Source organism: Cupriavidus basilensis (assembly GCF_008801925.2).
GTDB lineage: Bacteria > Pseudomonadota > Gammaproteobacteria > Burkholderiales > Burkholderiaceae > Cupriavidus > Cupriavidus basilensis.
Map to the genome: position 1 here is coordinate 3111501 of NZ_CP062804.1, position 12901 is coordinate 3124401.

At 65.3% G+C, this 12901-nt stretch carries 10 protein-coding genes; 3 read left to right on the forward strand and 7 right to left on the reverse strand.

Features of this window, described 5'->3' with window-relative positions; translation table 11 throughout:
• Positions 1-11 precede the first annotated feature (11 nt).
• Together F7R26_RS34760 and F7R26_RS34765 are read left to right on the forward strand one after the other, a co-directional pair.
• On the forward strand, positions 12-1172 hold the full coding sequence (locus tag F7R26_RS34760) for an acyl-CoA dehydrogenase family protein (protein WP_150985234.1): 1161 nt from the start codon (positions 12-14) through the stop codon (positions 1170-1172).
• Between the two features lie 13 nt (positions 1173-1185).
• On the forward strand, positions 1186-2187 hold the full coding sequence (locus tag F7R26_RS34765; protein ID WP_150985232.1) for an acyl-CoA dehydrogenase family protein: 1002 nt from the start codon (positions 1186-1188) through the stop codon (positions 2185-2187).
• 30 nt (positions 2188-2217) lie between these two features.
• Here the strand turns inward: F7R26_RS34765 and F7R26_RS34770 are convergent, their stop codons facing one another.
• A complete protein-coding gene (locus tag F7R26_RS34770) occupies positions 2218-2892 on the reverse strand; it encodes a TetR/AcrR family transcriptional regulator (protein WP_170301820.1) in 675 nt (224 codons plus the stop codon).
• 99 nt (positions 2893-2991) lie between these two features.
• On the opposite strand from F7R26_RS34770, the gene F7R26_RS34775 reads away from it, so the two are divergent.
• Positions 2992-4449 (forward strand): protoporphyrinogen/coproporphyrinogen oxidase, encoded by a 1458-nt coding sequence (locus F7R26_RS34775; protein WP_150985227.1) that lies wholly within the window; start codon positions 2992-2994, stop codon positions 4447-4449.
• Between the two features lie 15 nt (positions 4450-4464).
• Here F7R26_RS34775 and F7R26_RS34780 read toward each other — a convergent pair whose 3' ends face one another.
• The 6 genes from F7R26_RS34780 to F7R26_RS34805 all read right to left on the reverse strand — a co-directional run bounded on the left by F7R26_RS34780 (position 4465) and on the right by F7R26_RS34805 (position 12866).
• A complete protein-coding gene (locus F7R26_RS34780; protein WP_150985226.1) occupies positions 4465-5991 on the reverse strand; it encodes a SpoVR family protein in 1527 nt (508 codons plus the stop codon).
• 89 nt (positions 5992-6080) lie between these two features.
• On the reverse strand, positions 6081-7358 hold the full coding sequence (locus F7R26_RS34785; protein WP_043357209.1) for a YeaH/YhbH family protein: 1278 nt from the start codon (positions 7356-7358) through the stop codon (positions 6081-6083).
• Between the two features lie 37 nt (positions 7359-7395).
• On the reverse strand, positions 7396-9318 hold the full coding sequence (locus tag F7R26_RS34790; protein ID WP_150985224.1) for a PrkA family serine protein kinase: 1923 nt from the start codon (positions 9316-9318) through the stop codon (positions 7396-7398).
• 432 nt (positions 9319-9750) lie between these two features.
• A complete protein-coding gene (locus F7R26_RS34795) occupies positions 9751-10938 on the reverse strand; it encodes an acyl-CoA dehydrogenase family protein (RefSeq protein WP_150985222.1) in 1188 nt (395 codons plus the stop codon).
• Between the two features lie 101 nt (positions 10939-11039).
• Positions 11040-11819, reverse strand: coding sequence for an enoyl-CoA hydratase/isomerase family protein (locus F7R26_RS34800; RefSeq protein WP_150985220.1), 780 nt, complete (start codon positions 11817-11819; stop codon positions 11040-11042).
• Between the two features lie 60 nt (positions 11820-11879).
• Entirely contained in the window at positions 11880-12866 is a 987-nt protein-coding gene (locus F7R26_RS34805; protein ID WP_150985218.1) for a Bug family tripartite tricarboxylate transporter substrate binding protein, read from the reverse strand.
• Positions 12867-12901 lie beyond the last annotated feature (35 nt).

Consider the following 12901-nt stretch of genomic DNA (forward strand, 5'->3'; position numbering starts at 1 on the left):
AGACCCCTGTCTTGACTTCACTGCCCAGCACGTTCCAGCTGACTGCCTTGCCGCCGGCCGCTGCCGCCTTCCGGCGCGAGGTCAAGGCATTCCTGGCCGAACACCTGCCGGCCCTTGCGCCCGAGGTCCGCGCCCGCTCATGGATGGGCTTCAACGCCGACTTCAGCCGCGCGCTGGCGCGGCGCGGCTGGGTGGGCATCACCTTGCCCGCGCAATATGGCGGCGCCGGGCTCGATCCGTTCTCGCGCTTCGTGCTGGTGGAGGAACTGCTGGCCTGCGGCGCGCCGGTCTCGGCCCACTGGATCGCCGACCGCCAGAGCGGGCCGCTGATCCTGCGCTACGGCAGCGACGCGCAGAAGGCTTTCTATCTCCCGCGCATCTGCAAGGGCGAGGCGTTCTTTTGCATCGGCATGAGCGAGCCCAACTCCGGCTCCGACCTGGCCAGCGTCACGACCCGCGCCACGCCGCAGCCGGACGGCGGCTGGCGCTTGAACGGCCGCAAGATCTGGACGACCAACGCCGATCGCTGCCACTACATGCTGGCGCTGGTGCGCACCTCCGGCACGGGCGAGGACCGCCAGCGCGGCTTGTCGCAGGTCATCATCGACCTGTCCGCGCCGGGCGTGACCGTGCGCCCGATCCGCGACCTGGCCGGTGACGCGCATTTCTCCGAAGTCAGCTTCGAGAACGTCATGCTGCCGGAAGCGGCGCTGGTGGGCCGCGAAGGCAGCGGCTGGGAGCAGGTCAACGCGGAGCTGGCCTTCGAGCGCAGCGGGCCGGAGCGGCTGTACTCCAGCGTGGTGCTGCTCGATACCTGGATCGCGGCGCTGCGGCGCGCGCCGGCTGCGCGGCGCGACACCGTCACCATCGGCCGGCTGGCCGGCCGGCTGGCGGTGCTGCGGGCCATGTCGCTGGCGGTGACCGCCCGGCTTGCCGCAGGCGAAAGCCCGGTGGTGGAAGCCGCGCTGGTCAAGGACCTGGGCACGGCGTTCGAGCAGTCCATTCCGGCACTGGCACAGGCCGCGCTGGGCGACGATCCACACCTCGCCGCCGACCCCGACCTGTACCGCACCCTGGCCTACGTCAGCCAGGTCGCCCCGTCCTATTCGCTGCGCGGCGGCACGCGCGAGATCCTGCGCGGCATGATCGCCCGGGGCCTTGGCCTGCGCTGAACCGGAGTTCCCTATGCATAACGCTTACTCGGACGCGCTCGACAGCGTGCTGCGCGACTGCTGCACGCCCGCCATCATCCGCGCCATCGAACGCGGCGAAGACCACCTGCCCCTGTGGCAGTCACTGCAAGACAGCGGCTTTGCCGATTGCCTGCTGCCCGAGGCGGCCGGCGGGGCGGGCTTGCCGCTGGACGAACTGGCACCGGTGCTGTTCGCGCTGGGCCGTCGCGCACTGCCTGTGCCGCTGGGCCAGACCTTGTTCGCGCGTGCGCTGCTGCACGCCGCCGGGCTGGCGGTGCCGGCCGAGCCCATCGCGCTGGCGACCTTCGATATGGATGAGAGCGCCACGGATGCGGTCCTCGTCGCGGGCGGCGCGCAGGCGGCCTGGTTCCTGGTGCAGGAAGGCACGCAATGCATGCTGCTGCCACGCGACCGCGCGCAAGTGCGTGCGACCGGCGCCCATGCGGATCTGGCCGTGGTCCTGCCGCGCCCCGCATCGGACGGATTGCCACGGTTCACTTTGCCCGCGGGCGCGCTGCGCCGGATCGGGGCCTGCCTGCACGCTGTGCAGCTGGCCGGCGCCATGTCGCATGTGTTCGACATGACACTGCAATATGCCAACGACCGCCAGCAGTTCGGCCGCGCCATCGGCAAGTTCCAGGCCATCCAGCACCAGATCAGCGTGATGGCGGAACATGTCACCGCCGCGCGCATGGCCGCGCAGATCGCCTGCGCCGGCGGCGGCTGGCAGCCGGACCCGCTGCGCGCGGCCATCGGCAAGCTCAACGCCAGCGAAGCGGTCACGCCAGTGGCCGCCATCGCGCATGCCGTGCACGGCGCCATCGGCATCACCGAGGAGTACGACCTGCAGATCTACACCCGCCGCCTGCATGCCTGGCAGCTGGCGGACGGGTCGCAGGCGTATTGGGCAAGGGTGGTGGGCGAGGCGGTGTGCGGCCAGCCGGGCACGGGCGTGGTCGATCTGGCCCGGAGCTGGAGCACCGACGCGGCCTGAGCCGCGGACGGGAGGGAGGACCGGCCAGGATCAGCCGGCGTCGGGTTCGCGCTGCAGCAGGCTCCAGCACAGGCGAACCAGTTCGTCCTCCAGGGCCGGGCTGCCGAGCAAGGGCGAGCGCTCCAGCGCGGCCGAGCGCACTACCCCGAACAACGCCCGTGTGAGCGCGAACATCTGGGCCGGGGCGGGCAAGCGCAGCGCGCTCATGCCCAGCGCCTGCAACTGCGCGCCGATCCGTTCGCTGGCCAGGCGCAGCGCCGCCACGGCATCCTCGTCCCGGTCATGGCGCCAGGCCAGGCGGGCCAGCGCGCGGCTATGCGCGTCATAGCCACCAAAGCTGAGCACATAGGCCTGCACATAAGCGCGCAGCGCGACGCGCGCGGCTTGCGGCTCCGCCAGTCCCTCCGCTGCCGGCATGGCGGCCAGGCGTTCGGCCAGCATCGTTTCCAGGGCCACCAACGCCGCCTCGCGCTGTTGCTCGATCAAGGTGCGGCCAATTGCCGCGCGGTCGGCAAAGTACTGGTAGAGCGAGCCAACCGAAACCCCTGCCAGCGCGGCGATCTGCTCGGTGGTGGGCTCGGGCTGGGCGCGCATCTCGTGTTCGGCGAACAGCTGCGCGGCGGCTTGCAAGATGGCTTGGACGGTATGTTGCGCGCGCTGCTGCGAGGGCTGGCGGCGCTTCGGCGGTTCGGTGGCGGCGGGCATGATGGAATCTGAGGAGAAAGCGAATTGGCTGGGACGCGGCAAGCCGATAGATTGTCGCACGGTGCCCCAAGCACGGGCTAACCGGACAAGTCCCAGACCATGCATGTCACTTCCTTGCCTTCACCCGTTTCGCCTGTTTCACCTGTTCCGCCTGTTCCGCCCGCATCGGCGCTGCCGGCGCATTCACCCGGCCCGCACCGCGCCCCCGATGTGATCGTGGCCGGCGCCGGCATTGCCGGGCTGTGCGCGGCCGATGCGCTCGCCCGCGCCGGCGCGCGGGTGCGCGTGTTCGAGGCCGCCGGGGATGTCGGCGGGCGCATGCGCAGCGAAACCCTCGGGCCGCATGGCATCGAGTGCGGCGCACAATTCCTGTCGAGCGGCTACACCGTGCTGCCGGCACTGGCGCGGCGGCTCGGCCTGGACGGTGGCCAGGGCGGCGGACTGCAAGCCGCCAGCGACCTCAACGCGGTGGTGCGCCAAGGCCGGCCGCGCCGCGTGCGCGCGCAGAGCCTGCTGGACCCGCTGCGCAGCGGCCTGCTCGGCTTGCCGGCCTGGCTGGGCCTGGGGCTGGCGCTGGGCCGCGAAGGCCGCGCGCTGCGCACGCTGCCGCTCGACGATCTTGGCCAATGGGCGCGCTACGATGCGGGTTCCGCCAGCGAATGGCTTGGCCAGCGTGGCTGCCGCGAAGCGCTCGCCTATGTCACGGAGCCGCTGTTGCAGGGGTTCTATTTCCTCACGCCCGAATCGTCCTCCGCCGCGCTGATGCTGATGGCCAGCGGCTTCGGCTGGCGCCGCTGTGCCAACACTTCGCTGGCCGGCGGCATGCAAAGCCTGCCGCGCGCGCTGGCGCGCACGTTAAAGGTGGAGACCGGGCGGCGGGTCGCCTCGATCCGCCAGCAGGACACGGGCGTGGTGGTGAGCGGCGCGGGATTCGAAGCCACGGCCGACTACGTGGTGTGCGCCCTGCCGGCACCCGTTGCCCGGCAAGCCTGGACGGGTGGGGACGCGCTGGAGCGCCGCCTGCTGGCAACGCCCTACAGCCGCACCATCAACCTGTCCTTGCTCACACGGCCGGGATTTCATGCGCCGCCGGCATTGGCAGGCGTCTACGGCGTATTGGTGCCGCGTGCCGAGCGCCGTTACGTGGCCGCGCTGGCGCTGGACGCCGGCAAGCGCCAGCTGGCGCGTCCCGCCGGCGGACATGGGCAAGTCATCCAGGTCATGCTGGAAGACCGCGCCGCCGCGGATCGGCTGGGCGCAAGCGATGCGCAAATCCTCGCCGACGTGCTGCCCGAGGTCGAGCATTACCTGCCGGGCATCTCGCGGCAATTGCAGGATTGCCTGGTCACGCGCTGGGCGCAGGCGATGCCCACGGTGCCGGTCGGCCGCGCGGCCGACGTGCTGGCGTACCGCAGCCGCGCGCCGGCATCGCGGCAACGGGTCTTCCTGGCGGGGGACTATGTGAATGCGCCCTTCACGGACGCTGCCGCGGCCACCGGCTTGTGGGCCGCGCAGGCCATCATGCGGGCGGTGTCATCCACCGCCCGCGCGGGCTGACGCTGCCATGCCCGCTCAAGCCGCCTTGCGATGCCGGCGTTCCGGCTTGCATTCGTACTTGGATTCGCGCCGGCCATCTTCATAGGCCACTTCCAGGCGCACCGTAAAGCCCCACAGCCGCGTGACGTGGCGGATCACCTCGTCAAAGTTCTGCGCCAGCGGGCGGCGGTCGTTCTGCAGGTGGCGCAAGGTCAGGGAGCGGTCTCCGCCCACATCCACATTGGTGATCTGGATGTTGGGCTCCATGTTCGACAGGTCGTACTGGTTGGCCAGCAACTGGCGGATGTTCCGGTAGCCTTCGTCGTCATGGATGGCGGTCACGCGCAGCTTGCCTTCGCGGTCGTCGTCGAGCACGGAGAACAGCTTGAGCTCGCGGATCACGCGCGGCGACAGGAACTGCAGCAGGAAGCTCTCGTCCTTGAAGTTGCGCATGGCGAAGTCGAGCGTCTTGCGCCAGTCGCTGCCGGCAAACTCCGGCGCCCAGCGGTAGTCTTCCTCGGTCGGGTGCTCGCACATGCGGCGCAGGTCCTGGAATATCAGGAAGCCCACGGTGTACGGGTTGAGGCCGCTGTAGTAGGGGCTGTTGTATGGCGGCTGGTAAATCACATTGGTGTGCGCCTGCAGCAACTCCATCATGAAGGCGTCGTTGACCAGGCCTTCTTCGTACAACTGGTGCAGGATGGTGTAATGCCAGAACGTAGCCCAGCCTTCGTTCATGACCTTGGTCTGGCGCTGTGGGTAGAAGTACTGCGCGATCTTGCGCACGATGCGCACGATCTCGCGCTGCCACGGCGCCAGCTTGGGTGCGTTCTTCTCGATGAAGTAGAGCAGGTTTTCCTGCGGCTCCGGCGGGAAGGCGGCGTCGCGCTCGAACCCTTCATCGTCTTCCAGCGCGTGCGCGCGGTGCTTGGGCAGGGTGCGCCACAGGTCGTTGACCTGCATCTGCAGATAGTTCTCGCGCTCGGTCTGGCGCGCCTGCTCCTCGGCAATGGAGAGCTTCTTGGGGCGCTTGTAGCGGTCCACGCCGTAGTTCTGCAGCGCGTGGCAGGAATCGAGCAGCAATTCCACTTCCTGCTCGCCGTAACGCTGCTCGCATTCGGCTACATAGTTCTTGGCGAACAGCAGGTAGTCGATGATGGCGTCGGCGTTGGTCCAGGTGCGGAACAGGTAGTTGCCCTTGAAGAAGGAGTTGTGGCCGTAGCAGGCGTGCGCGATGGTCAGCGCCTGCATGGGCATGGTGTTCTCCTCCATCAGGTACGCGATGCAGGGATTCGAGTTGATGACGATCTCGTAGGCCAGGCCCATGTGCCCGCGCTGGTAGCTGCGCTCGGACGCGAGGAAATGCTTGCCGTACGACCAATGGCTGTAGCCCACCGGCAGGCCGGACGACGCATAGGCGTCGAGCATCTGCTCCGCGGTAATGATCTCAACCTGGTTGGGATAGGTGTCCAGACCGAAATCCCCGGCAATGCGTGCGATTTCGCGGTCATAGCGCTGGATCAGCTCAAAGGTCCACTCCGAGCCGGTAGAGAGATATGCCATTTACGACCCCCGTTGCGGGTGAAGCTAGGGTTGCGCCCTCTCCCACACAGCGGGAGAGGGGAAAACACCTGCAAAAAACCAGGGCGGCTTCAGCGGCTGGATGGCCATGCCGCCTTCTTCTGGAACAGGTCATGCAGCACGGGGTAGATCTCGTCCGCCCCGATGATGCGCTGCATGGCGAAGTTCTCATGCCGGTCCTTGACCGCCAGATACTCTTCCCACAGGTTCTGCGGCTCCTCCGAAGCCACTTCCACATAGGCGTAGTACTGCACCAGCGGCAGGATGGACTCGCGCAGCAAGCGCCCGCACAATTCCGAGTCACCCGCCCAGTTGTCGCCGTCCGAGGCCTGGGCGCAGTAGATATTCCACTGGCTGGCGGGATAGCGGTCGTGAATTACCTCGACCATCAGTTTGAGCGCGCTCGATACGACCGTACCACCGGATTCGCGCGAATGGAAGAAATCTTCCTCGTTCACTTCCTTGGCCACCGTGTGATGACGAATGAACACCACGTCGATGCGATCGTAGTTGCGCTTGAGGAAGAGGTACAAGAGCATGAAAAAGCGCTTGGCGAGATCCTTGCGGCTCTCATCCATGGACCCGGACACATCCATCAGGCAGAACATCACCGCCTGTGCCTGCGGGCGCTTTTTCAGCACGCGGTTGTTGTAGCGCAGGTCGAGCTTTTCGATAAAGGGCACGCGCTCCACGCAGGCGCGCAGGTGACGCATTTCCTTCATCAGCTCCAGCGCCCGTGCCGAGTAAGGCCCGTCCTGCTCCAGCACCTCGCCATACTCCTGCTCCAGCACCGCGAGCTTTTTCTGATAAGGACTGGACAAGGCAATGCGCCGCCCGAGCGAGCTTCGCATCGTGCGCAGGATGGACAGGTTGGACGGCGTGCCGTCGATCGAGAAGCCAGCCCGGACCTTGCGGACCTCGGCGATCTTGGCAAGGTGGCGCTTGGCCATGTCCGGCAGCGCCATGTCCTCGAAGAAGAAATTGAGGAAATCCTCGCGCGACAGGCTGAAGACGAAATCATCCTCGCCTTCACCCGAATCGCTCGCCTTGGAGCCGCCCCCACCCCCGCCTTGCTGCTGGCGGTCGAAGCTGTCCCCCCGGACGAATTTCTTGTTGCCCGGATGGATCCACTCCCGCCGGCCGCCCTGGCCGTGGTGAAAGGCGGGCTCGGAGATGTCCTTGACCGGAATGGACACCTGCCCGCTTTGCTCGATGTCCATGATCTTCCGGCCGGACACCGCCTTCGCTACCGCCTGGCGTATCTGTTCGCGGTAGCGTTTGATGAAGCGTTGCTGGTTGACGGCACTCTTGTTGCCGCCGTTCTCGCGCCGATCGATGACCGTGGCCATATGCTTGCCCTCGTTTAGAGGCCTCGTTCAGGCGCCGTTACGATGATTTTCTTACGCGCAAATACCACTCCACAAGTAAGCGGACCTGCTTCGCGGTGTATCCCTTCTCAACCATGCGGTTGACGAAGTTCGCGTGCTTGTCCTGATCCTCGCGAGAGGATTTGGCGTTGAACGAGATCACGGGCAACAGGTCTTCGGTGGTGGAGAACATGCGCTTCTCGATCACCATGCGCAGCTTCTCGTAGCTGGTCCACGCGGGGTTCTTGCCCGCGTTGTTGGCCCGCGCGCGCAGCACGAAGTTGACGATCTCGTTGCGGAAGTCCTTGGGGTTGGATATCCCCGCGGGCTTCTCGACTTTCTCAAGCTCGTCGTTCAACGCATTGCGATCGAGAATCTCGCCGGTATTCGGGTCGCGATATTCCTGGTCCTGGATCCACAGGTCGGCAAACACCACATAGCGATCGAAGATGTTCTGGCCATACTCGGAGTACGACTCCAGGTAAGCGGTCTGGATCTCCTTGCCGATGAACTCCACGAACGGTGCGGTCAGATACTCCTTGATGTACGACCGCAGCTTGGCTTCCTGCTCCGGCGGGAACTGCTCGCGCTCGATCTGTTGCTCGAGCACATAGAGCAGGTGCACCGGATTGGCGGCCACCTCGGTATTGTCGAAGTTGAAGACCTTGGACAACACCTTGAAGGCGAAACGCGTGGACAAGCCGTTCATGCCTTCGTCGATGCCGGCGTAGTCGCGATACTCCTGGTACGACTTGGCCTTGGGGTCGACATCCTTCAGGCTCTCGCCGTCATAGACGCGCATCTTGGAGAAGATGTTTGAGTTCTCCGGCTCCTTGATGCGGGTGAGCACGGCGAACTGTCCCATCATCTTCAAGGTGTTGGGCGCGCACGGCGCGGCCGACAGCGAACTGCTGCGCAACAGCTTGTCGTAAATCTTCACCTCCTCGGACACGCGCAGGCAGTACGGCACCTTGACGATGTAGATCCGGTCGAGGAAAGCCTCGTTGTTCTTGTCGGCCTTGAAGGTTGTCCACTCGGCTTCGTTCGAGTGCGCCAGGATGACGCCGTCGAAGGGGATCGCGCCGAAGCCTTCGGTGCCCTTGTAGTTGCCCTCCTGGGTGGCGGTCAGCAGCGGGTGCAGCACCTTGATCGGGGCCTTGAACATTTCCACGAACTCGAGCAGCCCGCGGTTGGCCAGGCACAGCCCGCCGGAATACGAGTACGCGTCCGGATCGTCCTGCGGGAAATCCTCCAGCTTGCGGATATCGACCTTGCCCACCAGCGACGAAATGTCCTGGTTGTTCTCGTCGCCCGGCTCCGTCTTGGAGATCGCGATCTGCGACAGCACCGAGGGGCGCAGCTTGACCACGCGGAAGCGCGTGATGTCGCCGTTGAACTCGTGCAGGCGCTTGACCGCCCAGGGCGAGGCGATGGTGTTGAGATAGCGCACCGGAATGCCGTAGTCCTCTTCCAGGATCTTGCCGTCTTCCTCGGGGGAGAACAGCCCGAGCGGCGATTCATGGATGGGCGAACCCTTCAATGCGTAGATGGGAACCTGCTCCATCAGCGCCTTGAGTTTTTCCGCCAGCGAGGACTTGCCGCCTCCGGGAGGCCCGAGCAGGTAGAGGATCTGCTTGCGCTCCTCGAGTCCCTGCGCGGCGTGCTTGAAGAAGGCGACGATCTGCTCGATCGTGTCTTCCATGCCGTAGAACTCGCGGAAGGCCGGATAGATCCTGATGACCTTGTTGAAGAACAGGCGGGACAGCCGAGGGTCGTGGTGGGTATCCACCAGTTCAGGCTGACCAATGGCGGCGAGCATGCGCTCGGCCGCGGTCGCATACGCGGAAGGATCCTTCTTGCAGATATCCAGATACTCCTGGATGCTGTATTCCTCTTCCTTGCGAGCTTCGAAGCGTGTGGCGTAGTGGCCGAAAATGTCCATACCTCACTCCCGTCAGAGTCCCGTCCGAGGCGAAGGTAGATCTACTACAACCTAAGATCTCGCGGCAGCTTTTGCGGCTCCGCCACCCCGGCTTGGCGGTGCTGCCATGTTGCGAAATCTTTACTTCATCATAGTCAAATAACGGCGAAGGCTGAGAGTCGGTTGACGAACTTTTCGACTGCGTTTGCAACGGCGCAACGGATCAGATCGGCTCACCGTACCACCACTCCAGGCCCCACTCGCGACGGGCATTTGAACCATGTCTTGTGACACACATTACACCTTTCCGTTATTCCGTGCACAGCTGCTTTTGTAACGGAATACGCGCGCTTCCCCTCGCAACCCGCGCTGCGCGGGGCTTTGCGGCCGGCCTACTTCCAACGCACTACGACGTTGGCATGAGCGGCCAATCGCGCAGCCCCGCGCACGCCATCACAGCGTGCGCGCCACCAGCTCCTTCATGATTTCGTTGGAGCCGCCATAAATCTTGCTGACCCGCGCGTTCGCGTACATGCGCGCGATCGGGTATTCGAGCATATAGCCGTACCCGCCATGCAGTTGCAGGCATTCGTCGATGATTTCGCAGTTCTTCTGCGAGCACCACCACTTGGCCATGGCCGCGGTAGGCGCATCGAGCTCGCCCCTCAGCAAGCGCACCATGCAATCATCGACGAACGTGGCGGCGATGGTCGCCTCGGTCTTGCACTCCGCCAGCTTGAAGCGCGTGTTCTGCATATCGATCAGCGGTTTTCCAAACACCTGCCGCTCGCGCACGTAGTCGGTGGTGAGCTCGATCGCGCGCTGCATGCTCGCCACCGCACCAAGCGCGATGATCATGCGCTCCTGCGGCAGTTGCTGCATCAGTTGATAGAAACCCTTGCCCTCCTCGTCGCCCAGCAGGTTCTCCACCGGCACGCACACGTCGTCGAAGAACAACTCGGCGGTGTCCTGGCCTTTCTGCCCGATTTTTTCCAGAATGCGGCCGCGCCTGAAGCCAGGCTGGTCCCGGGTCTCGACCATGATGAGCGAGACCCCTTTCGCGCCGGCATCGGGATCGGTCTTGGCCACCACGCAAACGAGATCGGCATGGTAGCCATTGGTGATGAAGGTTTTTGCACCGTTGATGCGATAGATGTCTCCGTTCTGGGTCTTCTCACGCACCGCTCGGGTGCGTACCGACTTGAGATCCGAGCCCGCGCCGGGCTCCGACATGGCAATGGCGGCCACCATGGCGCCTGAAGCCATCTGCGGAAGCCATTTGCGCTTCTGCGCCTCGGTACCGTAGTTGAGCAAGTAATGGGCCACGATGCCGCTGTGCACGCCATTGCCCAGGCTGGTGGCGATGGCGCGTGCCATTTCGTTACAGATTACAGCCTCGTGGGCAAAGTTCCCGCCGCCGCCGCCGTACTCCTCGGGAATGCTGGCGCACAGCAGGCCAACCTCGCCGGCGCGGTTCCAGACTTCGCGGTCGATGTAGCCGCGCTCGGCCCAGCGCGCCTCGTTCGGCACCAGCTCGCGCTCCACGAAGCGGCGTACGGTGTCCTGGAACATGACCAGGTCTTCGCTCATCCAGGGCACCTTGCGGGCGGCCATCGCCATGTTCTTGTCGGAATTTCCCATGTTGTTCTCTCCTTGATGGTTGCCGGTGTTGCGGGTGATGCCGGTGTTGCGTTGCAGTACCACGCGCTTGTCGTTGTGTGGTTTTGTGGTTGTGGGGTTATTCAGTCGGGCCAGCGATAGCGCGGCGGCTGCTTTTCCAGGAAACGCGTGGCGGCCTGCTGGCGGTACGCGGTGGCGAAAGCGATACCCTGGCCGTCCGCCTCCATCTCCAGCATGCTGTGCAGGTCCTGGTTCAGCGAGGCATTGAGCGCCTTTTTGGTCAGCGCAACCGCCACCGGCGAGGCTTCGGTGAAGGCCGAGGCAAGCGCCAGCGCGCGCGCCTGCAGCGCCTCCGGCGCCACGATTTCCATCACGATGCCTTGCTCCAGCGCCGCCGTGGCGCTCAGTTCACGCATCGAGAACATCAGCGCCTTGGCGCGCTGCAGGCCGATCATGCGCGGCAGCGTGTAGAACACGCCGCAATCCGGGATCAGGCCCAGGCGCAGGAAAGGCAGGCCAAAGCGCGCGCGCGGCGTGGCCAGGATGATGTCGGCCACCAATGCCAGGCTGAAGCCGGCGCCATAGGCCGCGCCGTCCACCGCCGCGATCACGGGACGGTCGAGGTGAATCAGGTCTTCCAGCCACGGATGGATCGCAGCCAGGCGCTGGCGGCCCTGCTCAGCGCTGATTTCGCCCTGCATCGAGCTAATGTCGCCGCCGGAACAGAAATCGGTGCCCGCGCCGGTGAGGATCAGCGCGCGCACGCTGGTGTCCTGGCGCAACTGGTGCACGACCTCGCCGATCTCGCGGCGCATGGTGCCGTTCAGCGCGTTCTTGCGCTTCGGGAAGTCGAGCGTGAGGGTGGCAACCCCGTCGGCAACGGCGTAGCGAATGGTCTCCATGGTGAACTCCTCTGGGTAGTCTCGGTGAATAGATGCAGCATCAGTCATAAAATCGGCGCTTCAGTCGAGCTGGATGTTGGCGTCGCGGACGATGCGCGCCCACTTGGGCGTGTCCGTCGTGATCACCGCGGCCAGTTCTTCCGGGGACGAGCCCACCGGCTGCAACCCCATCGCCACCAGCTTTTGCGAGATGTCCGGGAGCCGCACAATGCGGGCGATCTCGGTGGAGAGCCGGGTAACCACGTCGCGCGGCGTATTGGCGGGCAGGAACATCGAGAACCAGCCGTTCGGCTCAAACCCGGAGAAGCCGGCCTGGGCGAAAGTCGGCACCGAGGGAATCGATTTGTAGCGCTGGGTGCCCGTGATGGCGAGGATCTTGAACTTGCCGCTATTCAGGTAGCTATTGGCCGAGGTCACATCGACAAACGCCGAATCCACCTGTCCGCCCAGCACGTCGCTCATCAGCGGCGCGGCGCCTTTGTATGGAATGTGTGCAAGGTCCACATGCGCCTGCATCTTGAGCAGCTCGCCATGCAGATGCGAGGAGGTGCCGTTGCCGTAGGAGCCGTAGCTGAGCTTGCCGGCCTTGGCCAGGGCCACGAACTCGGCGAGCGTGGTGGCCGGCACCCGGTTGGGCACCACGAACAGGTCGGAGGACCTGGCCAGCAGTGAAACCGGCGCGAAATCGCGGGCCACGTCGTACGGGATGCGCTTGTACAGGCTGGGCGACTGGATCATGGCGGTGATGCCGAGCAGCATCGTGTAGCCGTCGGGCGGGGCCTTGGCCACGATGTCGTTGCCGAGCATGCCGCTGGCGCCGGGCTTGTTGTCAACCACCACCGGCTGGCCCCAGGCCTCGGTCAGGCGCTGGCCGATCATGCGCGCGATGGTATCGGTGCCGCCGCCGGCGGGATACGGCACCACCATGCGGATGGGCCGCGCCGGATAGGCGCCCTGCGCCTGCGCGGGCCACTGCCATCCGCCCAGCAACGCACCGCCCCCCAGCACTGCCGCCTGGCCCAGCCAGTTGCGTCTCGATGTCTTCATGATGTCTCCCATCGTTCTCGTTGTTCTCGTTGCTC

Bases quoted from the DNA above. Each gene is read 5' to 3' on its own strand.
- F7R26_RS34765 (WP_150985232.1), top strand. From the start codon at position 1,186: ATGCATAACGCTTACTCGGACGCGCTCGACAGCGTGCTGCGCGACTGC.
- F7R26_RS34770 (WP_170301820.1), bottom strand. From the start codon at position 2,892: ATGCCCGCCGCCACCGAACCGCCGAAGCGCCGCCAGCCCTCGCAGCAG.
- F7R26_RS34775 (WP_150985227.1), top strand. From the start codon at position 2,992: ATGCATGTCACTTCCTTGCCTTCACCCGTTTCGCCTGTTTCACCTGTT.
- F7R26_RS34780 (WP_150985226.1), bottom strand. From the start codon at position 5,991: ATGGCATATCTCTCTACCGGCTCGGAGTGGACCTTTGAGCTGATCCAG.
- F7R26_RS34785 (WP_043357209.1), bottom strand. From the start codon at position 7,358: ATGGCCACGGTCATCGATCGGCGCGAGAACGGCGGCAACAAGAGTGCC.
- F7R26_RS34790 (WP_150985224.1), bottom strand. From the start codon at position 9,318: ATGGACATTTTCGGCCACTACGCCACACGCTTCGAAGCTCGCAAGGAA.
- F7R26_RS34795 (WP_150985222.1), bottom strand. From the start codon at position 10,938: ATGGGAAATTCCGACAAGAACATGGCGATGGCCGCCCGCAAGGTGCCC.
- F7R26_RS34800 (WP_150985220.1), bottom strand. From the start codon at position 11,819: ATGGAGACCATTCGCTACGCCGTTGCCGACGGGGTTGCCACCCTCACG.
- F7R26_RS34805 (WP_150985218.1), bottom strand. From the start codon at position 12,866: ATGAAGACATCGAGACGCAACTGGCTGGGCCAGGCGGCAGTGCTGGGG.